The organism is Streptomyces sp. NPDC048297, from assembly GCF_043201585.1.
Taxonomy (GTDB): Bacteria; Actinomycetota; Actinomycetes; order Streptomycetales; family Streptomycetaceae; genus Streptomyces.
On the sequence record NZ_JBICZA010000041.1, the window covers coordinates 1 to 21,661 of the forward strand.

19 protein-coding genes, 2 tRNA genes and 1 pseudogene are annotated in these 21,661 nt (G+C 71.1%); 13 read left to right on the forward strand and 9 right to left on the reverse strand.

Annotated features, from left to right (window positions below):
• Positions 1–509: pseudogene (locus tag ACGFYV_RS32515) on the reverse strand (transposase); the annotation flags it as partial.
• Between the two features lie 164 nt (positions 510–673).
• Between ACGFYV_RS32515 and ACGFYV_RS32520 the strand changes: the two are divergent.
• On the forward strand, positions 674–886 hold the full coding sequence (locus ACGFYV_RS32520; RefSeq protein WP_393882106.1) for a hypothetical protein: 213 nt from the start codon (positions 674–676) through the stop codon (positions 884–886).
• Between the two features lie 14 nt (positions 887–900).
• Here the strand turns inward: ACGFYV_RS32520 and ACGFYV_RS32525 are convergent, their stop codons facing one another.
• Together ACGFYV_RS32525 and ACGFYV_RS32530 are read right to left on the reverse strand one after the other, a co-directional pair.
• The gene (locus ACGFYV_RS32525; RefSeq protein WP_393882107.1) at positions 901–2,358 is read right to left on the reverse strand and encodes an ABC1 kinase family protein; all 1,458 of its coding nucleotides are present in this window, start codon (positions 2,356–2,358) and stop codon (positions 901–903) included.
• Positions 2,351–3,553: a TOMM precursor leader peptide-binding protein gene (locus ACGFYV_RS32530; RefSeq protein ID WP_393882108.1), complete on the reverse strand. Its 1,203-nt coding sequence runs from the start codon at positions 3,551–3,553 to the stop codon at positions 2,351–2,353. Before ACGFYV_RS32530 ends, ACGFYV_RS32525 begins: the two co-directional genes overlap by 8 nt.
• Before the next feature lie 301 nt (positions 3,554–3,854).
• On the opposite strand from ACGFYV_RS32530, the gene ACGFYV_RS32535 reads away from it, so the two are divergent.
• From ACGFYV_RS32535 to ACGFYV_RS32550, 4 genes are all read left to right on the forward strand, one after another.
• Positions 3,855–4,451, forward strand: coding sequence for a M48 family metallopeptidase (locus ACGFYV_RS32535; protein WP_393882109.1), 597 nt, complete (start codon positions 3,855–3,857; stop codon positions 4,449–4,451).
• A 124-nt stretch (positions 4,452–4,575) separates the two neighbouring features.
• Positions 4,576–6,258 (forward strand): TerD family protein, encoded by a 1,683-nt coding sequence (locus tag ACGFYV_RS32540; protein ID WP_393882110.1) that lies wholly within the window; start codon positions 4,576–4,578, stop codon positions 6,256–6,258.
• Between the two features lie 11 nt (positions 6,259–6,269).
• Positions 6,270–6,950, forward strand: coding sequence for an AIM24 family protein (locus ACGFYV_RS32545; protein ID WP_393882111.1), 681 nt, complete (start codon positions 6,270–6,272; stop codon positions 6,948–6,950).
• An 18-nt stretch (positions 6,951–6,968) separates the two neighbouring features.
• Positions 6,969–7,724, forward strand: a complete 756-nt coding sequence (locus ACGFYV_RS32550) for an AIM24 family protein (RefSeq protein WP_393882112.1) — start codon at positions 6,969–6,971, stop codon at positions 7,722–7,724.
• Between the two features lie 160 nt (positions 7,725–7,884).
• Here the strand turns inward: ACGFYV_RS32550 and ACGFYV_RS32555 are convergent, their stop codons facing one another.
• Both ACGFYV_RS32555 and ACGFYV_RS32560 read right to left on the reverse strand, forming a co-directional pair.
• On the reverse strand, positions 7,885–8,406 hold the full coding sequence (locus ACGFYV_RS32555; RefSeq protein WP_393882113.1) for an NUDIX hydrolase: 522 nt from the start codon (positions 8,404–8,406) through the stop codon (positions 7,885–7,887).
• Positions 8,403–9,842 (reverse strand): zinc-dependent metalloprotease, encoded by a 1,440-nt coding sequence (locus tag ACGFYV_RS32560; RefSeq protein ID WP_393882114.1) that lies wholly within the window; start codon positions 9,840–9,842, stop codon positions 8,403–8,405. The genes ACGFYV_RS32555 and ACGFYV_RS32560 overlap by 4 nt, the downstream gene beginning before the upstream one ends.
• Positions 9,843–10,034: 192 nt before the next feature.
• Between ACGFYV_RS32560 and ACGFYV_RS32565 the strand changes: the two genes are divergently transcribed.
• The 4 genes from ACGFYV_RS32565 (at position 10,035) to ACGFYV_RS32580 (ending at position 13,290) form a co-directional block, all read left to right on the forward strand.
• A complete protein-coding gene (locus tag ACGFYV_RS32565) occupies positions 10,035–11,147 on the forward strand; it encodes an SDR family oxidoreductase (protein WP_393882115.1) in 1,113 nt (370 codons plus the stop codon).
• 176 nt (positions 11,148–11,323) lie between these two features.
• Entirely contained in the window at positions 11,324–11,785 is a 462-nt protein-coding gene (locus tag ACGFYV_RS32570) for a molybdenum cofactor biosynthesis protein MoaE (protein ID WP_393882116.1), read from the forward strand.
• 183 nt (positions 11,786–11,968) lie between these two features.
• Positions 11,969–12,142 (forward strand): hypothetical protein, encoded by a 174-nt coding sequence (locus ACGFYV_RS32575; protein WP_393882117.1) that lies wholly within the window; start codon positions 11,969–11,971, stop codon positions 12,140–12,142.
• 50 nt (positions 12,143–12,192) lie between these two features.
• On the forward strand, positions 12,193–13,290 hold the full coding sequence (locus ACGFYV_RS32580; RefSeq protein ID WP_393882118.1) for a PDZ domain-containing protein: 1,098 nt from the start codon (positions 12,193–12,195) through the stop codon (positions 13,288–13,290).
• A gap of 120 nt (positions 13,291–13,410) precedes the next feature.
• Here ACGFYV_RS32580 and ACGFYV_RS32585 read toward each other — a convergent pair whose 3' ends face one another.
• Complete coding sequence (locus tag ACGFYV_RS32585) at positions 13,411–13,953, reverse strand: PPA1309 family protein (protein WP_393882119.1); 543 nt, start codon at positions 13,951–13,953, stop codon at positions 13,411–13,413.
• A 164-nt stretch (positions 13,954–14,117) separates the two neighbouring features.
• On the opposite strand from ACGFYV_RS32585, the gene ACGFYV_RS32590 reads away from it, so the two are divergent.
• The 4 genes from ACGFYV_RS32590 (at position 14,118) to ACGFYV_RS32605 (ending at position 19,313) form a co-directional block, all read left to right on the forward strand.
• On the forward strand, positions 14,118–17,039 hold the full coding sequence (locus tag ACGFYV_RS32590; protein WP_393882150.1) for a UPF0182 family protein: 2,922 nt from the start codon (positions 14,118–14,120) through the stop codon (positions 17,037–17,039).
• A gap of 41 nt (positions 17,040–17,080) precedes the next feature.
• Positions 17,081–17,154 (forward strand) — tRNA-Met (locus tag ACGFYV_RS32595).
• A 205-nt stretch (positions 17,155–17,359) separates the two neighbouring features.
• Positions 17,360–19,162, forward strand: coding sequence for a tetratricopeptide repeat protein (locus ACGFYV_RS32600; protein WP_393882120.1), 1,803 nt, complete (start codon positions 17,360–17,362; stop codon positions 19,160–19,162).
• 77 nt (positions 19,163–19,239) lie between these two features.
• A tRNA-Met gene (locus ACGFYV_RS32605) sits at positions 19,240–19,313 on the forward strand.
• Between the two features lie 171 nt (positions 19,314–19,484).
• Here the strand turns inward: ACGFYV_RS32605 and ACGFYV_RS32610 are convergent.
• From ACGFYV_RS32610 to hisN, 3 genes are all read right to left on the reverse strand, one after another.
• A complete protein-coding gene (locus ACGFYV_RS32610; RefSeq protein ID WP_393882121.1) occupies positions 19,485–19,901 on the reverse strand; it encodes a Fur family transcriptional regulator in 417 nt (138 codons plus the stop codon).
• 152 nt (positions 19,902–20,053) lie between these two features.
• Positions 20,054–20,449 (reverse strand): cyclic nucleotide-binding/CBS domain-containing protein, encoded by a 396-nt coding sequence (locus tag ACGFYV_RS32615; RefSeq protein WP_393882122.1) that lies wholly within the window; start codon positions 20,447–20,449, stop codon positions 20,054–20,056.
• A gap of 172 nt (positions 20,450–20,621) precedes the next feature.
• Positions 20,622–21,422, reverse strand: a complete 801-nt coding sequence (gene hisN / locus ACGFYV_RS32620; RefSeq protein ID WP_393882123.1) for a histidinol-phosphatase — start codon at positions 21,420–21,422, stop codon at positions 20,622–20,624.
• Positions 21,423–21,661 lie beyond the last annotated feature (239 nt).

A 21,661-nucleotide genomic window follows, 5' to 3' on the forward strand; every position in this document is an offset into this window, starting at 1 on the left:
CCGCCCGTAACGTCTCGCCGACCAGCTCCAGCCAGTTCAGCTCACGCGCCGAGGAGAGCACATGCGTGGAGTCGGTCCGTGCCTTCCCACCAGCGGCGACCAGCCCTCGTTCCTGAGCTGCGACCAGGATGGGCGTCCAGCACAGTCCGCCCGGCGTCCCCGCCGACCAGACGGTCCCTGGACTCCGAGAGCACCGAGAAGTCGAAGCCGGGACCGGCCAGCTCCAGCCCCAGCGCGAACTTCCAGTCGATCCGGGCCCGCACCGCCTCAGCGGCCTGCCGGTCGGTCAATCCCTCGACGAACTGCAACACCAGCACCATCGCCAGACGCCCCGGCGACCAAGCAGGCTTACCCCGCACCGGGAACAAGTCCGCGAACTGCTCGTCCGTGAACAGAACACCCAGCTCATCACGCACCCGGATCGCCAGGCTGCCCTTCGGGAAAGCCGCCCGGGCCACCCGCACCGTCTCCACCGGGATCTCCCCCGGCTCCCGCGGCTGCATCGACATCGACACCCTCCCCATACGGCAACGTCGGCTCCCAAGACCGCAACAAGGTCTCGGGAGCCGACGTCACGCGAAGGCCGGGATTACCCAACAGCATCGGCCGAACGGACCGGCCCCCGCGGTGCGTTGTACGTGGCGTCCGGCCGCCGCGGGGTTATCGTCACGAGGTGACGAGTCCTCCCGGAGAACGTGATCAGGGTGGCTCCACCACGGAGCACCGCACCCTCGCCTGCGCCCGCTGCGGCACCAAGGCCGACGGCTCCCAGTCGGCCACCTGGACCTGCTCCGTCGAGAACGGCGTCCGGCAGTACTTCTGCGACGTCTGCTCCCGGGAGAACCTCAGAGCGGTCGAGGGCCGGCTGGACTCGTCCTGGTGGTGAGGGTCTGGTGAGGATCAGGCCTCGGCCGCGGTGACCTCCTCCGCCAGGTCCCTCTCGGGCAGCAGCCCCCTCTCGGGCAGCAGCCCCCTCTCGGGCAGCAGCTCCTCCCCGGCGGGCTCGTCCCCGGCCGGCTCCTCCGCGGTGGGGACGAATCCCGGGAGCCATTCCTCCAGCTCGTCGCGCAGCCGCACCGTGGCGCCCAGCTGGCAGAGCACGCCGATCGTGCTCAGGGTCACGCGGTGTATCAGGAGGTAGGCCGGCGGCAGGTTGAGCCGCTTGCCGAGCTGGTAGGCGGGGGAGCGGGGGTCGGCGATGCGGGCGGCCTGGCTGCGCATCCAGTTGCGGGTGAAGGTGAACTCGTCGACCCGGGCCGGCTCGATGATCGGCAGCAGGTAGTCGAGGACCGCGTCGGGATCCAGCTCGATGGAGTCCTTGACGAACCCCTCCTCGCACAGCAGCTCGTAGACGGTCTCGGCCCGGCCGTCCAGAGTCATCCGCAGGGAGACACCGATCGGCACCGGCAGCCCGCCGGAGAGCCGGTCGACCGTGCCGAAGTCCAGCACGCCGAGGCGCCACTCCTCCTCGTCGTCGGGACCGCCCGGCAGCAGCCGGAAGTTCCCCGGATGCGGGTCGGCGTGCAGCAGGCCCGTGCGGGCCGGGCCGGAGAACAGGAAGCGGGCCAGGAGCTGGCCGGCCCGGTCGCGCTGCTCCTGGGTGCCGTCCGTGATGATCTCGGACAGCGGGATCCCGTCGATCCACTCGGTCACCAGGACCTGTTCGCTCTGGTGCACCACCGCCGGAACCACCACGTCCGGGTCGTGCGCGAACTCCTCCGCGTGCGCCGCCTGGGCCTGGGCCTCCAGCGCGTAGTCCAGTTCCTCGGAGACCCGGTCCCTGAGTTCCGCGATCAGCGGCTTGATGTCCATGCCCGGGATGAGTGGCCCCAACAGCCGGGCGAATCGGCTCAGTTGGCCGAGATCCGACAGCAGCGCCTCGCCGGCACCCGGGTACTGGACCTTGACCGCCACCTCGCGGCCGTCGTGCCACACCGCCCGGTGGACCTGCCCGATGGAGGCCGCGGCCGACGGCTTGTCCTCGAACTCCAGGAACAGATCACGCCAGTCCGCGCCGAGCCGCTCCTGGAGCACCTGGTGCATGGTGCGGGTCGGCATCGGCGGCGCCGCGTCCTGGAGCTTGGTCAGCGCCGCGCGGTAGGGGCCGGCGACCTCCTCGGGGAGGGCGGACTCGAAGACGGACAGGGCCTGCCCGAGCTTCATCGCACCGCCCTTCAACTCGCCGAGGACCTTGAACAGTTGCTCGGCCGTACGCGCCTGCAGCTCACGGCCGACGATCTCCGCGGACTCGCCCACGATCCGCTTGCCCAGCCCCCAGGTGGCCCGGCCGGCGAAGCCGAGCGGGAGCGCGGCGAGCTTGGCGGTCCGGGTGACCGCCTTCCGGGGAAGATCAGACATGCGCCCTCCAAGTCCCAGTCGGCCGCGCGGCGCCTGCCCTGTGTCGTCGCTGCGTCGACGGCCGTTGCACCGCCATTGTCTCGCGCGCCTGTGCGCCGCTTGAGGAGTGCTCCCCTTTGTGTTTCTCCACTGCCCCGCACCCGCATGCCGGATGCGGCGGCACAGGCCGGGAGCGCCAGTTCAGACCGGGCAGGGACGCCTCCCAGCGGGCACTCGCGCTGGACGGCGACTCCCCGTCGAGGAAGGCGAGGGCGTGCGCGGCGGCCAGTCCCGCGACCGCCGTGGCCAGCGTGAGATCGCAGGGGCCCACCTGGCGGGCCCGGCCGGAGCGCCACTGGGCGACCAGCCGGGGCCAGACCGGATCCCGGTCCGCGCGGTCCTGGTGGAGACAGCCCGCGCAACTCGTCTCGCCGGGCAGGACCAGCGGCCCGACCACGCCCGTCCCCTCCGCCACCCCCGCGTAGAGGTGCGGGACCCCCGAGTCCATGAGCGGCTCGGCGACGAACGGGTCCGGCGCGTGCACGGCGACGTCGTCGCGCGGGGTGAGGATCACCAGTGAAAGGGGCGGCTCGTCCGCGCCCGAGCGCCTCTGGCGGGGGCGGTCGGGCGCCGCACGCCGGGTGGCCGCCCGTGCCGCCTGGTCCCGGCGCTGTCCGACCGACTCGGCGGGCAGCCCGCCCGGGGCCACGTCCCACGGCTCCACGCTGCCCACATCCCGCACGTCGACCTCGCCGATCCCCGCGCCGGACAGCACCGAGGCCACGACGGCTCCGACCCGCCCCGCGCCCCGTACCTGCACCCGCAGGGAGCCGCGGGCGGCGAGCCGGTCGAGGGCGCCGCCGGGCTCGGCCGTGCTCAGCGAAAGGGAGGCGAGGTCGGGGCGCATCCGTTCCAGGACCCCCTTCCGCTTTCGCAGGGTGTCCGCGGCCGGCCCGCCGCCGTGCGGGTCGTCGAGCAGTCCCGCACGGCCGAGCCCGTCCACGAGCGCGTCGACATGGCCGTCCGGGAAGTCCATCCGGCGGGCCTCCTCCCGCAGCAGGGGCAAGCCCCGGGTGCCGTTGAGGAGTTCCAGGAAGTGACCCGTCGCCGTGTCCATCGGCCCCAGGGCCATGGCGTGCGCCGGAGTCATCCCGAACTGCACGGTGTTGAGATCGCGCCAGCCGCGCCGCAGCGCCGGCTTCACCATCGGATGCATGACAAGCCCCCGTGTCCGTCCGTGTCGAAGATGCGTGAAAAGCCCCTGAAGTCCTCCGGGTTCCGAAGTTCCGGAACGCCGCTTTCGCCGGTGGAGCCGGTCACGCTCCGCCGACGAAATCCAGAATGCCCGGCCGCGCCGACAAGCGGCGGAAGTTGTCCACAGGCTCGGGATGATCGTCGTACGAATGGGCCGTACCAGTCGGGCATATCGGTCGTACGATTCCAACGCACGGTGGGCACCGGCACAGAACCGTTCCCCAGCCGGGACTTCGGTGCGGCCCAGCGGGTAACGTCGGAGCGTGCCCGCCGACCCACTGCACCGCGCCGGAATGCCATATCGCAGCACGACGAGCCAGCCGCCCAGCGGCTCGAAGGCGAGCGCGATCGAGGTCCGCAGGAGTACCCGGCGCCGCCGCACGGTGTCCGCCTACCGCGAGGGCGATCGCACCGTCGTGCTCATCCCCGCCCGCATGTCGGAGGCGGAGGAGCAGCGCTGGGTGACCCTCATGCTCGACAAGCTCGCCGCCCAGGAGAGCAGACGGGGGCTGGGCGACGCCGAGCTGATCGAGCGTGCCGAGCGGTTGTCGGAGCAGTACTTCGGCGGCCGGGCCCGTCCCGCCTCGGTGCGCTGGGTGACCAACCAGAACACGCGCTGGGGTTCGTGCACCCCGGCCGAGGGCAGCATCCGTCTCTCGCACCGGTTGCAGGGGATGCCCGAGTACGTCGTCGACTACGTGCTCTGCCACGAACTGGCGCATCTGCTGGTGCCCGGTCACGGCCCCGACTTCTGGCGGCTGCTGGAGTCCTATCCGCGTACCGAGCGGGCCCGCGGCTACCTCGAAGGTGTGGTCGCCGCCGAGCGGTTGCCGCACGTACCCGGCGCGCGCGGCGAGTGAGCGCCCGGTGTGAGCCGCCGGGCGCGGTTGTGTACCGGGTCTGTACCGGTTGCGTCCGGTGTCGGTGTTTGCCGTTAGCCTGGCGCGACGCACTCGTATTCGGGATGGGGGACGGTCGTAACGCATGGCCAGGGAATTCCAACGCGGCCACAAGGCCAGGATCAGTGACCTCACGGCGGGCACGGATCTGTACGTAGGCGTGCAGATCTCCGGCCCCGGACTGACCTTCGACATCAGCTGCTTCGGTCTGGACGCCGACGAGCGTCTCTCGGACGACCGGTACTTCGTCTTCTTCAACCAGCCGAAGTCCCCGGAGGAGTCCATCCAGCTGCTGGGCGCCCAGGCGGGCGACAGCGAGTCGTTCCGCATCACGCTGGACCGGGTCCCCGACAACATCCGGAAGCTGTCGTTCACCGCGACCCTCGACGGCGCCGGGCAGATGTCGCAGATCGGCCCCGGATACGTGCGCATCGTGGCCGGCGGCGAGGAGGTCGCGCGGTACTCCTTCAACGGCTCGGAGTTCTCCACCGAGCGGGCCGTGATGCTCGGTGACTTCTACTTCAAGGACGTGTGGCGGTTCGCCGCGGTCGGCCAGGGCTTCGACGGCGGACTTGAGGCGCTGCTGAAGAACTTCGGCGGCGAGGTGCTGGAGGAGGCGCCCGCCGCGCCGCAGCAGCCGCAGAGCGGTGCCGCGCCCGGCTTCGCCCCGCCCGCCCAGGCCTCCGCGCCGCCCGCGTTCGGCACCCCGGCCGCACCCGCCCCGGCCCCCGCACCCGCCCCGGCTCCCCAGCCGGCGCCCATGCAGGGCTTCACGCAGCCCCAGGGCCACACCCCGCCCCCGGCGCCGGTCCCGAACATGCACGGCGCGCCCACGGTCATCGCCCCGCTGGCCCCGCCCGCCGGGGGCACGGTTCCGCCGCCGGCCCCGGCGCCCGCGCCCTACGGCCAGCCGCCGCAGCCCCAGCAGTTGTCGTACGGCGGTCAGTCGAGCGCCCCGATGCCGCCCGGCTACGGCCAGCAGCCCTCCCACGGCGGCCAGCCCGGCGCGCCCATGCCCCCCGGCTACGGCCAGCAGCCGCCCTACGGCCAGGTCCCCGGCCAGCAGGCCTCCCCCTACGGCGTGCCGCAGGGCGCCCCGCAGGGCGGTGCCGGCGTGACCGCCGCGCTCAGCGCGTTCAAGGAGACGCCCACCGGGCAGCGCTGGACGCAGCAGAACTCGAAGCTCATCCGCGTCGACCTCGGCATGGGCGGACAGCCCGTGCTGGCCCGGCAGGGCAGCATGGTGCTCTACCAGGGCAAGGTCGACTTCAGCTACAAGGGCGCCGGGTTCGCCGGACGCATCGTCGGCAACGCCACCGGCCAGGAGATGCAGCTCATGCGCTGCACCGGCCAGGGCCAGGTGTTCCTCGCCGAGAGCTCCACCCACCTGCACCCCGTCGAGCTGCAGGGCGACGCGATCTGCGTCTCCGCCGAGAACGTCCTCGCCTTCGACGAGAGCCTGCAGTACGAGGTCCGCCGGATCGAGGGCCACGGCATCCCCGGCGGCGCGCTGTTCACCATGCAGTTCCAGGGCACCGGCACGATCGTCGTCAAGACGCACGGCACGCCCGTCGTGCTGCCCGTGACGCCCACGACCTTCGCCGACTGCAACGCGGTGGTGGCCTGGTCGGCCGCCTCCCAGGTGATCGTCTCCAGCCAGGTGCGGATGCGCCGCAACGCCTACCCCGGCGACACCGGAGAGAGCGTCAACCTCCAGTTCCGGGGCGCTCCCGGCAACTTCATCGTCGTCCAGCCGTACGAGGTCTGAGGGAGCCCGTCATGAACCAGCCGCTCGCGGGCTACGCCCCCGCACCCGTCACCGCCCGCATGGAGAACCACGGCAACCACATGCTGAAGGTCGCCATGCAGACCGGAAGCGACCTCTTCGCGCGCGTGGGCTCGATGGTCGCCTACGAAGGCTTCATCCAGTACGAGCCCAACCCGCCGGCCGTCCGCCAGATCGCCCGCGACTGGATCACCGGCGAGGGCGCCCCGCTGATGAAGTGTTCCGGCGACGGCCTGCTCTACCTCGCCGACTACGGCGCCGACGTCGTCGTGATCAACCTCAACGGCGATGGCATCTCCGTCAACGCCACCAACCTGCTCGCCTTCGACGCGCACCTGCAGTGGGGCGTCGAGCGCGTCAAGGGGCTCGCCAAGTTCGCCGGGCAGGGCCTGTGGAACACGAAGATCTCCGGCCAGGGCTGGGTCGCGCTGACCTCCCGGGGCAAGCCGATCGTCGTCGACTGCGGTGGCGGCGAGGACGAGACGTACGTCGACCCCGACGCGCTCGTCGCCTGGTCCCCGAACCTGAAGGTGAAGGGCAAGCGCAGCTTCAAGGCGCAGTCACTGATCGGCCGCGGCAGCGGTGAGGCCTACCAGATGGCCTTCTCCGGCCAGGGCATCGTCGTCGTCCAGCCCAGCGAGGACAGCACCGACCGCCTCCGGGTCCGGGGCTGAGGGGGAGCCAGAAACACCATGCAGAGCCCGCTTTTCGCGTACAACGACTCCCAGACACAGGACCGCTGGAGCCTGCAGAACAAGCAGATGCTCCGCGTCACCCTGGGGGGCAACGACGACATCCTCGCCCGCAAGGGCACCATGGTCGCCTACCAGGGCCTCGTCGAGTTCGACGCCGAGTACCAGAACAACGGCCAGCGCCGTTCCCGGGCCTACACCGGCGAGGGCCTGGACCTGATGCGCTGCCACGGCCAGGGCACCGTCTACCTCGCCAACCTCGCCCAGTACGTGCACGTCATGGACGTGGAGCAGGACGGGCTGACGGTCGACAGCAGCTATGTCCTCGCCATGGACTCCTCGCTGCACCACGAGGTCATCGCCGTCGACAGCCTCTACGGCATCTCCGGCTCGGGGAAGTACCAGCTGAACATCACCGGGCACGGCAAGGTCGCCCTGATGACCTCGGGCGCGCCGCTGCTGATGCAGGTCACGCCCGACAAGTACGTCAACTGCGACGCGGACGCGATCGTCGCCTGGTCCACCGGGCTGCGGGTGCAGATGCAGGCCCAGACGCACTCCTCCGGGGTGTGGCGGCGGCGCGGCAACACCGGTGAGGGCTGGGAGCTGAGCTTCATGGGCTCCGGATTCGCGCTCGTACAGCCCAGCGAGCTGCTCCCGCCGCAGAACGCGGCGATCGGCCAGGGGCTCGCCGCCCAGTACGGCATGGGCCAGCACGGCGCGCGCGGACAGAACCAGGGCAACGTCTGGAGCTGACCGCACGCCGGCTGCAGGGAAGGCACTCGCCGACCGTAGGGAAAGCACACGCCGACCGTAGGGAAGGCAAACGCTGAGGGGCGGTCGCAACAGCGACCGCCCCTCACCCGTTCAGGGCCCGGTCCAGGGTCCGTGTCCGGGGTCCGTGTCCAGGGTCCGTTCAGAGCCGGGCCCGGGTCGCCTCCAGGAGCCGTACGACCGAGTCGTCGGCCACCTCCGCCACCTCTCCGTAGGCGAACCAGCGCACGTCCAGCGACTCGTCGCTGATCGCGTGCGCGGCGCCGCGCGGGGCCAGGACCGCGTACTGGACGTCGTAGTGCCAGTTGCACGGTGCCGGGATCGGATGCCGGTCCAGGCGCACCGGACCACCGGGCAGCAGCGTCAGACCCGCGATCCCGGACTCCTCCGTCGCCTCGCGCAGGGCAGCCGCCCGCAGGGACGGGTCGCCCGGCTCGCAGTGGCCGCCCATCTGGAGCCACATCCGCAGCTTCTTGTGCAGCGTCAGCAGCACCCGGTCCTGCTCGGGGTCGATCACCAGGGCGCTCGCCGTGACATGTCCGGCGTCGCAGGCCTTCCACATGCCGTCCGGGTGGGCCGCCAGATGGTCCAGATAGGCGTCGCGCAGCTCACCCTGGCCCTCGTACCCCTTGAGCACCAGGACCGCGTCGTCGTACAGGCTCACTCGGTGTCGTCGCCCTTTTCGTCGTCCTTCTTGCGCAGGTCGGGCTTCTCGGCGGAGCCGCTCGCCGCCTCGCCGAGCATCTTGTCGAGCTCGGAGAAGTCCAGGTGCTCGCGGTGGACGAAGCCGTCCGGGTCGTCCAGGTCGGAGGCCGTCGGCAGCATGTCCGGGTGGGCCCACAGGCCGTCCCGGCCCTCGACCCCGCGCGCGTCCGTGAGCGAGGCCCACAGGCGGGAGGCGTCGCGCAGCCGGCGCGGGCGCAGCTCCAGGCCGATCAGGGTGGCGAAGGTCTGCTCCGCGGGGCCGCCGGTGGCACGGCGCCGGCGCAGGGTCTCGCGCAGCGCGTCGGCGGACGACAGGCGCGGCTTCGCGGCGGCGTGGACCACCGCGTCCACCCAGCCCTCGACGAGCGCCAGAGCGGTCTCCAGACGGGCCAGAGCGGCCTTCTGCGCGGGCGTGTCCTCGGGCTGGAACATGCCCTGCTGGAGCGCGTCCTGCAGCTGCTCGGGGTTCTGCGGGTCGAACTGGCCGACCACGTCCTCCAGCTTCGCGGTGTCGACCTTGATGCCGCGCGCGTAGCCGTCGACCGCGCCGAACAGGTGCGAGCGCAGCCAGGGCACGTGCGCGAACAGGCGCTGGTGGGCGGCCTCGCGCAGCGCCAGGTAGAGCCGCACCTCCTCCTTGGCCACGCCGAGGTCCTTGCCGAAGGCCTCCACGTTGGCCGGCAGCAGCGCGGCCTTGCCGACCGGGCCCAGCGGCAGCCCGATGTCGGTCGAGCCGACGACCTCGCCCGCGAGCACGCCGACGGCCTGCCCGATCTGCGTGCCGAACATGGCGCCGCCCATCGAGCGCATCATGCCGATCAGCGGGCCCGCCATGGCCTGCATCTCCTCCGGCAGGACGTCGCCCATGGCCGCGCCGACCCGCTCGGCGACCGGGTCGACCAGCTCCTGCCAGGCGGGCAGCGTCGCCTCGACCCACTCCGCGCGGGACCACGCGACGGCCGAGCCGGAGCCCGACGGCAGGGACGTGGCGTCGTCCAGCCACAGGTCGGCCAGGCGCACGGCCTCCTCGACCGCGGAGCGCTCGGCGGGGCCCACGCTCGCGTCCTTGACGCCGTCCGGGGTGCCCTGGGCGACGGTCTGGCGGGCGATCTGCTTGGCCATGTCCCAGTTCACCGGGCCGCCCTCGTAGGAGAGCATCTGGCCGAGCTGCTGGAACGCGGCGCCCAGGTCGTTGGGGTTCAGGGAACCGAACATGGCTGCGAGCGGATTGTCGGCGCCCGGCCCGCCAGAGCCTCCGGCTCCGGGCAGACCGCCGAAGCCGAACGGGTTGGCCGGTCCCTGCCCACCACCGCTCTGCTGGTCCTTCTTCTTGCCTTCGTCGCCGTCTTCCGGCTCCTCCGGCGGAAGGCCGAATCCGAATGGGGTGTCACTCACGGGGTTCCTCGGCTGGTAAGGCCACCGGTCTCATCCGGCGGCGCGGCTGCCCGACATTCACCACCCAGCGTAGACACCCCGACCGGATCGGGCCTCGGTGCTTCGCCCAGGCAAGGGCTGCGGCAGGATGGATGCACCTGGTACGTACGCGTCACTCGCGCTCGTATTGAAGACAACCGCTGGAGACGCCCGGTGAGTTCCCCAGATCCACAGGTTCGCGCAGCGCGAAACCGCTCAACCCCTCCCGCCGTGCGCGGGCCCGTCGTCGCGGTCACCGGCGCCGCCACCGGGGTCGGCGCCCTCCTCACCGAGCGGCTCGCCGCCTCGGACGAGATCAAGCAGGTCATCGCCATCGACGAGCGGCGCGGGGAGTGCGCGGACGCGCAGTGGCACATCCTCGACGTGCGCGACCCGGCGATCGCGGACAAGCTGCGGGGCGCGGACGTGGTGGTCCACCTGGCGCTCGACCTGGACCTCGGCAGCGACACGGCCGCGCGGACCGCGTACAACGTCCGGGGCACGCAGACCGTGCTGACCGCCGCGGCGGCGGCCGGGGTGCACCGGGTGGTGCTGTGCACGTCGGCGATGGTGTACGGCGCGCTGCCGGACAACGAGCTGCCGCTGTCGGAGGACGCCGAGCTGCGGGCCACCGCCGAGGCCACCGGGGTCGGGGACCTGCTGGAGATCGAGCGGCTGGCACGGCGCGCCCCGCGGGCGCACCCGGGGCTGAACGTCACCGTCGTGCGGCCCGCCGTACTGGTCGGCGGCACGGACACCGCGCTCACCCGGTACTTCGAGTCGCCCCGGCTGCTGGTCGTGGCCGACTCCCGGCCGGCCTGGCAGTTCTGCCACGTCGAGGATCTGTGCGGGGCTCTGGAGTACGCCGTCCTCGAAAAGGTCGACGGCGAGCTGGCCGTCGGCTGCGACGGCTGGCTGGAGCAGGAGGAGGTCGAGGAGCTGAGCGGGATCCGGCGGATGGAACTGCCGACGGCGGTCGCGCTCGGCGCGGCGGCCCGGCTGCACCGGATCGGGCTCACGCCGTCCCCGGCCGGGGACCTCGCGTACACGATGTACCCGTGGGTGGTCAGCGGCAGCAGGCTGCACGACGCCGGGTGGCGGCCCGGATGGACCAACGAGGAGGTGCTGGCCGAGCTGCTGGAGGAGGTCTCCGGGCGGCACACCGTGGCCGGGCGCCGCCTGGGCCGCAAGGACGCGACGGCGGCGGGCGCCGCGGGAGCGACGGTGGCCCTGCTGGGCGCGGCGGCGGTCGTACGGCGGGCCCGCAAGGCGCGGCGCCGGCTCTGACCGTCCGGACCGGCGGACGAGAGGCGCCTGCTGAGGTCGGCGACCGCTGAGGCCGGCGACCACTGGGGTCGGCGACCACTGGGCCCGGCGCTTGTAGGAGACTCCGAACACCACCGCGCGCGTGCCTGGTGAATCTCGTATTCCTCGATGTCGGAGGCATGCGGCACGATGGAGGCATGGCAGCTACGAACGATCACCCCGGCGAGCACGCGGCTCAGGACCCCATCAAGCTGATCGGCGTCCGGGAGACCCCGCTGTCCGTGGACGAGGTGTTCCAGGCCGTCGGGGACGACGCCGCCGGCGGGATGACCCTGTTCGTGGGGACCGTGCGCAACCACGACGGGGGTGCCGACGTCGACGCGCTCGGATACTCCTGCCACCCCAGCGCCGAGGCCGAGATGCGGCGGATAGCGGAGAAGGTCGTCGCCGACTATCCGGTGCGGGCGCTGGCGGCCGTGCACCGGGTGGGGGACCTCCGGGTGGGGGACATCGCCGTGGTCGTCGGCGTGTCGTGTCCGCACAGGGGCGAGGCCTTCGAGGCCTGCCGCAAGCTCATCGACGACCTCAAACACGAGGTACCCATCTGGAAGCACCAGAGGTTTTCGGACGGTACCGAGGAGTGGGTCGGCGCCTGCTGAGATCTGACGGTCCTGCCCGTCGGCCCGTCTTCACCGTTCCTCCCCGCATGGGCGTACATGTGTGCGCGTTCGGCCCAGCCCCCTCCGGTTGCGTAACTGCCCCCCTGCCGTGAGCGTTGTCAGTGCGGATGGTTAATCTGCTGATCAGTCAGTTGCGGACGCTCGTCGGGTTGGGAGGTCGGCATGGGGGCTCTCGCCTGGTTGCTGATTCCGTTTATCGCCGCGATCGCGGCGGGACTGTGGGGAAGCTGGGCCAACCGCACGCGCAAGGTGCGCGGTGACGGTCCCGAGCTGGACGGATACGCCCGATTCCGCGAGGCCATGGAGAAGTCCCACACGGGCGCCCGCGGCGCGTGACGAGGGTGCCCTGACGGTGCGCTGACAGAGCCGTCCCGTACTGTCGAGACATGCCACGCCGCACCGCGACGATGCTCGCCTCCACCCTGATGCTGATCGCGCTCCTGTGCGCGGGAGTGCTGATCCCCGTGCCGTACGCGGAGATGTCCCCCGGGCCGACCGTGAACACGCTCGGGGACCACGGGGGCCAGCCGGTGCTGCAGATCTCGGGCCGCAAGACGTACCCGACGGACGGCCATCTGAACATGACCACCGTCCGGGTCACCAGCGCCGACTTCCGGATGAACCTGGTCGAGGCCGTCTACGGCTGGCTGGCGCACGACAGCAAGATCGTGCCGCACGACACCCTCTACCCGGACGGCAAGACGGAGGAGCAGTCCACCCAGGAGAACGCCGAGGAGTTCACCCAGTCCCAGGAGAGCGCCAAGGTCGCCGCCCTGAAGGAACTGGGCGTCCCGGTGAAGTCCTGGGTGATCGTCTCCACCGTGATCAAGGGCACCCCGGCCGAGGGCCGGCTGCACGCCGGCGACGTGATCAAGGCCGTGGACGGCACCGCGGTCAAGCAGCCCTCCGACGTCGCCAAGCTGGTCACCCAGCACAAGGCCGGCCAGAAGGTCGTCTTCACCGTCATCCCGGTCAAGGAGCAGACCGCCGCCGAGAAGGAGCACAAGACGGCGACCCGCACGCAGGACGTGACCATCACGACCGCCGCCTCCCACGACAGCGGCGCCCCGCGAGCCATCGTCGGGATCTCCGCCGGGACCGACCACACCTTCCCGTTCAGCATCGACATCAAGCTCGCCGACGTCGGCGGCCCGAGCGCCGGCCTGATGTTCGCGCTCGGCATCTACGACAAGCTCACCCCGGGCAGCCTCACCGGCGGCAAGTTCGTCGCCGGCACCGGGACCATCGACGACAACGGCACGGTCGGACCGATCGGCGGCATCGAGCTGAAGACCATCGGCGCGCGCGACAAGGGCGCCCAGTACTTCCTGACGCCCGCGGACAACTGCGCTGCCGCCGCCAAGGACACGCCGAGCGGGCTCACCCTGGTCAAGGTCAACACCATCGACGACGCCCTCGGCGCCCTCAAGGACATCCGCACCGGCGACACCGCCGCCCTGCCGAAGTGCACGACCAAGGGCTGACGAGAGGCCGACGCGAAGAGGGCCGACCGGCACGGGCCGGCGCGAGCCCGAGGCGGCGCACAACGGCGGCGGGGCGCCCCCTGTGACCAGGGGCGCCCCGCCGCCGTACCCGCCGAGGACTCAGTCCTCGAACGTCGCCGCCAGCGCCGCCACCAGGCCCGGCACCAGGTCGGGGCCCGTCAGGACCTCCGTAGAGGAGTCCTTCTCGCGCAGTCGCAGCGCCGAGTCGCGGGTGCCGTCGCGCAGCACCCCGACCGTCATACGGACCTCCTGGCGCTCGGGGTGGCTCGCCACCCACTTCGCCAGCTTGGCCTCGCTCAGGTTCTCCGGAACCTGAGCCTCCGCCGTCGGCGGCAGCATCAGGCGCTCCACCGTGAGCGCGCAGCCGACCACCGCGTCCGGCCAGGCGATGGTGCCGAGGAACTCGTCGAGCTGCTTGTCCGCGGGGATCTCGTCCTGCTCGATCGGGGTGAGACCGGTGGTCTCGGGCTCGTCCTGCAGGCCGAGCTGGGCGGCGAGCGAGGGTTCCTGAGCCCGCAGCCGTGCGGTGTCTACAAGGGCGAAGAGGCGAGCGGGCTGGTCCCAGCCGAGGCCGGAGGCGTACTCGTCGATCTCGAGTACGGCCCGGGTGAGCGGGTTCGCTGCCATGGGAGTGTTGGACATGGTCACAATCCTGCCTCGTTCCCGGCCGGAACCGGGAACCGAGGCGAGCGTGAGTAAGTTGCATAGGTGTGGGCTCGCGATCACGGGGGGCCACGGAGGGCCCGCGAACACGAGGGCCTGACGGATCGACAGCGAACTTCGAGGTGCGCACCTTGGCTTTCCAGATGCCGGACCGCGGCGGAGGCCCGACGGGGCCGCGGATCAGAGCGGGCCGCCCGTCCCGGCGCGCCCGTACCCTGCTCGTGACCCTGGGCGTCCTCGCCGTCCTCGGCATGGCGTTCACCATGTTCGCCGGCTTCTGGACGGACTGGCTGTGGTACCGGTCGGTGCACTACTCGTCCGTGTTCACCACCACCCTGTGGACCAAGATCGGGCTGTTCTTCGTGTTCGGCCTGCTGATGGCCTTCGCCGTGGGCGTCAACATCTGGCTCGCGCACCGCACGCGGCCCCCGCTGAGCGCCATGTCCATGGAGCAGCAGAGCCTGGACCGCTACCGGATGGGCATCGCGCCGTACAAGACGTGGCTGCTGCTCGCCGTCATCTGTCTCGTCGGCCTGATCGCCGGTGCCTCGGCGGCGAGCCAGTGGCGCACCTGGCTGTTGTGGGTCAACGGCGTGCCCTTCCACCAGAAGGACCCGCAGTTCCACCTCGACGTCTCCTTCTACGCCTTCGACCTGCCCTGGTACCGGTTCCTGCTCGGCTTCGGCTTCGCCACCGCGATCCTGAGCCTGATCGCCGCCGCGCTCACCCACTACCTGTACGGCGGGCTGCGCGTCACCAGCCCCGGCGCGCGCGCCACCGCCGCCGCGACCGGGCATCTGTCGGTGCTCCTCGGCCTCTTCGTGGCCCTCAAGGCGGTCGCCTACTGGCTCGACCGCTACGGCCTGGCCGTCAAGTCCAGCGACTTCAAGGCGACCGGCAACTGGACCGGTCTGCGCTACGTCGACGCCAACGCCTATCTGCCGGCCAAGACGATCCTGTTCTGCATCGCCGTCATCTGCGCGCTGCTGTTCTTCGCCACCCTGTGGCGCCGCACCTGGCAGCTGCCCGTCATCGGCTTCGGCCTGATGGTCCTCTCGGCGATCCTCATCGGCGGCCTGTACCCGGCCATCGTGCAGAAGTTCCAGGTCCAGCCGAACGAGCAGGCCAAGGAAGCCCCGTACGTCGAGAAGAACCTCAAGGCGACCCGCGAGGCGTACGGCATCGACGACACCGAGGTCAGCGAGTACGCGGGCACGTCCAGCACCAAGGACAGGACCACGCTGCGCGACAAGGTCGCCGACACGGCCAGCCTGCGCATCATGGACCCGAACGTCGTCTCGCCGACGTTCCGCCAGCTCCAGCAGATCAAGGCCTACTACGGCTTCCCGGACAACCTCGACGTCGACCGGTACAGCACCAAGGACGGCAAGGACCAGGACACCGTCCTCGGTCTGCGCGAGCTGAACCTGGACGGCGTCCCGAAGAACAACTGGATCAACGACCACTTCCGCTACACGCACGGATTCGGCGTGGTCGCCGCCAAGGGCACCGAGGCCGACTCCGAGGGCCGGCCGGTCTTCATCGAGAAGAACCTGCCCGCCAAGGGAGATCTCGGCTCGTTCGAGCAGCGGATCTACTACGGCGAGAAGACCAACACGTACTCGATCGTCGGCGGCCCCCAGAAGGAGGTCGACTACCCCGACAACGAGCACGAGAGGACGACCAGCTACCGGGGCAAGAGCGGCGTCAACCTCGACAACCCGGTCAACCGGGCCGCGTACGCGGTGGCGTTCAACGAGCCGCAGATCCTCTACTCGGGAGCCATCGGCAAGGGCTCGCGGATCCTGTACAACCGCACGCCCAAGGACCGCGTCGAGGCGGTCGCCCCCTGGCTGACCATCGACGGCGACGCCTACCCGGCGGTGGTGAACGGCCACATCCAGTGGATCGTGGACGCGTACACGACCACGAACGGATACCCCTACGCCTCGCGTACGACCCTCGGCGACACGACGGCCGACTCGCTGACCGCCACCAACACCTCGCGCGCGGTGGTGGCCCAGCAGAACCAGGTCAACTACATCCGCAACTCGGTGAAGGCGACCGTCGACGCGTACACCGGCGAGGTCAAGCTGTACCAGTGGGACACCGAGGACCCGGTGCTGAAGACCTGGATGAAGGCCTTCCCCGGCACGGTGAAGCCCCGCGCGGACATCGCCCCGGACCTGATGGCCCATCTGCGCTACCCGCAGGACCTGTTCAAGGTCCAGCGTGAGCTGCTCACCCGGTACCACGTGCCGGACGCGCAGACCTTCCTCAGTGGCAGTGAGGTGTGGGCGGTCCCGGACGACCCGACCAACGACTCGGCCAGCGCGGTGCCGCCGTACTACCTGAGCATGAAGATGCCGGACCAGAGTGCCCAGAAGTTCTCGCTGACGACGACGTTCACGCCCAACGGGCGGGACAACCTGAGCGCGTTCATGGCCGTCGACTCCGACCCGGGCACGGACGACTACGGCAAGATCAGAATCCTGAAACTGCCGACGAACACCAACTTCGACGGTCCGAAGCAGGTGCAGAGCCAGTTCAACTCCGAGTCGGACATCGCCGAGACGATCAGTCTGCTCAGCAGAGGCCACTCGAAGGTCGAGTACGGCAACCTGCTGACGGTGCCGCTGGACGGGGGACTGCTGTACGCGGAGCCCGTCTACGTCCGCGGTGGTTCCCTGAAGTACCCCTTGCTGCGCAAGGTGTTGGTCACCTACGAGGGCAAGACCGCCTTCAAGGACACGCTGGGCGAGGCGCTCGACGAGGTGTTCGGGGTCAAGGCGAGCACACCCCCGGACACGGGAACCGCCAACCCGCCGCCCCCGCCGGGCTCCGCCAACCCGACGGTCAGACAGGCACTGGAGGACGCTCAGAAGGCCTTCGACGCGGGGCAGGCGGCGCTGCAGAAGCCCAAGCCGGACTGGAACGCCTACGCCAAGGCGCAGGACGATCTGGCGGCGGCGCTCAAGAAGGCCGAGGAGGCACAGGCCAAGGCCGACAAGGCCAGCAACGACAAGGCCGGCGCCGACAAGACCGGCGGCGGAAAGAAGAGCTGATCAAGACCCCCCCGCGCCGTGATACGGTTGTTGAACAACGGCGCGGGGTGGAGCAGCTCGGTAGCTCGCTGGGCTCATAACCCAGAGGTCGCAGGTTCAAATCCTGTCCCCGCTACTGAAGTCGAAGGCCTGGATCCTTAAGGGATCCGGGCCTTCGTGCTGTGCGAACTCATGTACTGGGGGGAGCGGCGGTCGCGCCGCCGTGGGGTGGCGGAGGCCGCGTGTTTGACTTATCTCTCTGTGGGCATGTCGACAAAACGCTGAAGTGACCTTACGGGCTGCGGTATACCGGGTGTACCCAGGTTGCAGGTGGTGCGACGATGGACGTTATGGGGGAGAAGGCAACTCTGTTCGAGTCAGGGCGATTTGCGCGGCCTTCGGTGGATGAGTCGTCCCGCGACGAGATGGGGGACGCCGCCGAGGAGCTGCGTCTCCGGTTCGCCGCGGAGGCCGGCGACGCCGAGGCGTCGAGCGTCCTCGGAGCCATGCTGCTGCGCCGCGGCGACTTCGACGGAGCCGAACCTCAACTGCGTGCCGCCACCGCGTCCGGTGACCGGGCCGCCGCCAACAACCTGGGTGTCCTGCTGCACCAGCGTGGCTACCCCGACGAGGCCGCCGGCTGGTGGCGCATCGCCGCCGTCGCCGGCTCGGCCGCCGCCGCACACGCCCTCGGCCGCCATCACCGTGAGCGCGGCGACGAACCCGCCGCCGAATACTGGCTGCGCCAGTCCGCCGAACAGGGCCACACCCTGGGCGCCTACGCGCTCGCCGACCTGCTTGAGCACCGCGCCGACGCGGGCGCCGAGCACTGGATGCGGATCGCCGCCGAACGCGGACACCGGGAGGCCGCCTACCGGCTGGCGCGCGCGATCGACCGCAAGGCCGCCCAGGAGGACGAGGCCGCGGCCGACGACGCCGTCCAGGAGACCGAGCAGTGGTACCGGCAGGCCGCGGCGCGTGGTCACCGGCGGGCCGCGCTGCACCTCGGCGCGATCCTGGAGAAGCGCGGCGACCTGAAGGAGGCCGGCCGCTGGTACCTGACCTCCGCCAAGGACGGCGAGGCGCGCGCCGCCTGCGCACTCGGATTCCTGCTGCGCGACGCCGGTGACACCGAGAGCGCCGCCGTGTGGTGGCTGCGCGCCGCCCAGGACGGCGACGGCAACGCGGCCAACGCGCTGGGCGCCCTGCACGCCGAGCGGGGCGAGACCCAGACCGCCGAGCGCTGGTACCGGGCGGCGCTGGACGCCGGGGACGACAACGGCTCGTACAACCTCGGGCTGCTCTGCGCCGAGCAGGGGCGGACCGCGCAGGCCGAGCAGTGGTACCGGCGCGCCGCGTACGCCGGACACCGGGAGGCGGCGAACGCGCTGGCCGTGCTGCTGCTCCAGGTCGGCGACACCAGCGGGGCCGAGCCGTGGTTCTCCAAGGCCGCCGAGGCGGGCAGCGTGGACGCCGCGTTCAACCTCGGGATCCTGCACGCCGGCCGCGGCGAGGGCCCTCTCGCGTTGCGCTGGTACGAGCGGGCCGCGGCAGCCGGGCACACCGAGGCCGCGCTGCAGGTCGGCATCGCCCGCCTGCGCGAGGGCGACGACCGGGGCGCCGAGCGGCATCTGCGGTGCGCGGCGGGCGGCGGCAGCGCGGAGGCGGCGTACCGGCTGGCCGCCGTGCTCGACGCGCGCCGTCCGCCGGAGCCGGCGCACGAGCTGGGCGAGACCGTGCACGAGAAGACCGAGTGCGAGGAGTGGTACGAGCGGGCGGCCACCCAGGGGCACCGGCGGGCGCAGGTGCGGGTCGGCATGCTCGCGGCGGGCCGCGGGGACGTGCTCGACGCGGCGCGGTGGTACCGGGTGGCGGCGGAGGCCGGTTCGCGCAACGGGGCGTTCAACCTCGGGCTGCTGCTCGCCCGCGAGGGCAGCGAGCCCGAGGCCGCGGTGTGGTGGCAGCGGGCCGCCGACGCCGGACACGGGCGGGCGGCACTCCGGCTGGCCCTGGTCTACGCGCGTCGCGGCGAGCTGGCCGAAGGGCAGAGGTGGGCCGACCGTGCGGTGGCACTGGGACCCGCGGAGGTGGCCGAGCGAGCGGGACGGCTGAGGGACGCGCTGCGGGAAGAGCTGTCGGCGTGACACGGAGTGGCCCAGGTCACTCGTCCTGTATCGATTTGCTTCCGTGGGCTTCCCTCGCGTAATGTCGTGTTCACCGACGCGGGGTGGAGCAGCTCGGTAGCTCGCTGGGCTCATAACCCAGAGGTCGCAGGTTCAAATCCTGTCCCCGCTACTGAAGGCCGAGGGCCGGAATCCAGAGATGGATTCCGGCCCTCGGTCGTTTCCGGGTGCGAGCGGCGAAACGGGAGGGCGGCGAAACGAAAAGAGGGGGCTTTCGCCCCCTCCCTTGCTCTTCGAACCCTGCTCTTCGCGCGCTGGCTCTTCGTGCGCCGGCTTTTCGCGCTTACGCGCCCGCGCAGTCCGGGCACAGTCCCCTGTACGTGACCTCCACGTCCGAGACCGTGAAGCCGAAGCGCTCCGTGTCGGGGAGGTCGGCGAGCGGGTTGCCGGTCGGGTGGACGTCCCGGATCGAGCCGCAGTGGGCGCAGACCAGGTGGTGGTGCGGCCGGTGCGCGTTCGGGTCGTACCGCTTGGCGCGCTTGTCCGTGCTGACCTCAAGCACCTCGCCGAGGGACACCAGCTCGCCCAGCGTGTTGTAGACGGTGGCCCGGGAGATCTCCGGCAGCTTGGTCACGGCCCGCGCGTGGACCTCGTCGGCCGTCAGATGCACGTGCTCGCCGTCGAGCACCTCGGCCACGACGCGCCGCTGTGCGGTCATTCGCCATCCGCGTCCACGCAGCCGTTCCAGAAGGTCGCTCATGGCTCTCAGCCTAACAGCAGGGGGACCAGGTTCCGAATAGGTGTGACTTTGGATCCTGGATTGACTTAGATGAAATCTATTGTGGGATCGGGCTTGCCCCTGCATGGCTGTGCGTGGCTGAGGTGCGTCGACTCAGGGCGGGTGTACGACGCTCAGAGTGCGGGCGCGGGCTCCCGGGCCGGGGCCCAGCAGCGGATGATGTCGCGGACCGAGACGATGCCGACGGGTTCGCCGCGGTCGAGGACGACGAGATGCCGGAAGCCGCCGTGGGCCATGGCCCGCGCCGCCTCCTCCAGGGTCCAGGCCGGGGTGGCGAAGACGACGTCGGTGGTGGTGTGGGCGTGGGTGGTCTCCGTGTCCGGGTTCTGGCCGAGGCCGACGGAGTTGAGGACGTCGCGTTCGGTGAGGATGCCGATCCCGCCGGCGTCGGGATCCAGGACCACGGCGGCGCCGACGCGACGGGCGGACATCAGGGCTGCTGCCTGGCGGAGAGTGTGGTTGGGGCCGACGGTGAGGACCACCGTACTCATGGCGTCACGGACCAGCATGGATGGGCCACCTCCTAGGAATCCCGGAGTTCGTGGAGCCCGGCACCGGAGGCGCCTGGTGGGCACTGCACAAGTTCACAAGTGGGGGTAGACCCAGAGTGGCAGGTAAAGGAGGGGTCAACAAGAGGGCGCGCGAGGTCAGTTGAGGGCGTGCGCGGGTGTCTCCCGTGACTCAGTGGCGCTGGTTGAGATACCCCAGCAACTCCTCGTGCAGCAGCCCGTTGGACGCGGCCGCGTTGCCGCTGTGCGGGCCCGGACGGCCGTCGAGGCCGGTGAAGGTGCCGCCCGCCTCGGTGACGACGATCGCGGTGGCGGCCATGTCCCACAGCGAGAGCTCGGGCTCGGCGCAGATGTCCACCGAGCCCTCGGCGACCATCATGTAGGGCCAGAAGTCGCCGTACGCGCGCGTGCGCCAGACCTCGCGGGTGAGGTCGAGGAAGCCATGCAGCCGGCCCTGCTCCTCCCAGCCCGAGAGCGAGGAGTACGCGAAGGAGGCGTCCGCCAGCCGGCCGACACGGGACACGTGGATACGGGACGCCGAGGTCAGGCTGCGGCCGCTGAAGGCGCCGTGGCCCTTCGCGGCCCACCAGCGGCGGTTCAGGGCCGGGGCGGAGACGACACCGACGACGGGCTGGTAGCCGCCCTCGCCCGCCTCCATCAGGGAGATCAGGGTCGCCCAGACGGGGACGCCGCGGACGTAGTTCTTGGTGCCGTCGATCGGGTCGATCACCCAGCGGCGCGGGCCGGTGCCCTCGACGCCGTACTCCTCGCCGAGGATCGCGTCTCTCGGGCGGGCGCGCTGGAGCTGGCCGCGGATCAGTTCTTCCGCCGCCTTGTCCGCTTCGCTGACCGGAGTCATGTCCGGCTTCGTCTCCACCTTCAGGTCGAGCGCCTTGAAGCGGGCCATGGTCGCGGCGTCGGCCGCGTCCGCGAGGACGTGGGCGAGACGGAGATCGTCAAGGTAGTCCGGCATGTGAGGAACGGTATCTGTCCGCGCCGGTACGGGGCTACCGGGGGGCTCAGGGCAGGAGGGTTGTCAGGCGACCACGGCGCCTGTGCGGCCGACGGCGCCGCAACTCCCCAGGGGCGCGGGGACCGCGACTTCCCAGGGGCGCGGGGGCTGCGTCTTCCCAGGGGCGCGGGGAACTGCGCGACCGGCCACGACGGACCCGCGGCCGGACAACAACCCCGGCCCCGGCGGAGCCCATTGCT

Excerpts from the sequence above, each read along its gene's own strand:
- ACGFYV_RS32525 (WP_393882107.1), bottom strand. The coding sequence starts at position 2,358 with ATGTCTGATCTTCCCCGGAAGGCGGTCACCCGGACCGCCAAGCTCGCC.
- ACGFYV_RS32530 (WP_393882108.1), bottom strand. The coding sequence starts at position 3,553 with ATGCATCCGATGGTGAAGCCGGCGCTGCGGCGCGGCTGGCGCGATCTC.
- ACGFYV_RS32540 (WP_393882110.1), top strand. The coding sequence starts at position 4,576 with ATGGCCAGGGAATTCCAACGCGGCCACAAGGCCAGGATCAGTGACCTC.
- ACGFYV_RS32545 (WP_393882111.1), top strand. The coding sequence starts at position 6,270 with ATGAACCAGCCGCTCGCGGGCTACGCCCCCGCACCCGTCACCGCCCGC.
- ACGFYV_RS32550 (WP_393882112.1), top strand. The coding sequence starts at position 6,969 with ATGCAGAGCCCGCTTTTCGCGTACAACGACTCCCAGACACAGGACCGC.
- ACGFYV_RS32570 (WP_393882116.1), top strand. The coding sequence starts at position 11,324 with ATGGCAGCTACGAACGATCACCCCGGCGAGCACGCGGCTCAGGACCCC.
- ACGFYV_RS32575 (WP_393882117.1), top strand. The coding sequence starts at position 11,969 with ATGGGGGCTCTCGCCTGGTTGCTGATTCCGTTTATCGCCGCGATCGCG.
- ACGFYV_RS32580 (WP_393882118.1), top strand. The coding sequence starts at position 12,193 with ATGCCACGCCGCACCGCGACGATGCTCGCCTCCACCCTGATGCTGATC.
- ACGFYV_RS32585 (WP_393882119.1), bottom strand. The coding sequence starts at position 13,953 with ATGTCCAACACTCCCATGGCAGCGAACCCGCTCACCCGGGCCGTACTC.
- ACGFYV_RS32590 (WP_393882150.1), top strand. The coding sequence starts at position 14,118 with ATGCCGGACCGCGGCGGAGGCCCGACGGGGCCGCGGATCAGAGCGGGC.
- ACGFYV_RS32600 (WP_393882120.1), top strand. The coding sequence starts at position 17,360 with ATGGACGTTATGGGGGAGAAGGCAACTCTGTTCGAGTCAGGGCGATTT.
- ACGFYV_RS32610 (WP_393882121.1), bottom strand. The coding sequence starts at position 19,901 with ATGAGCGACCTTCTGGAACGGCTGCGTGGACGCGGATGGCGAATGACC.
- ACGFYV_RS32615 (WP_393882122.1), bottom strand. The coding sequence starts at position 20,449 with ATGCTGGTCCGTGACGCCATGAGTACGGTGGTCCTCACCGTCGGCCCC.
- hisN (WP_393882123.1), bottom strand. The coding sequence starts at position 21,422 with ATGCCGGACTACCTTGACGATCTCCGTCTCGCCCACGTCCTCGCGGAC.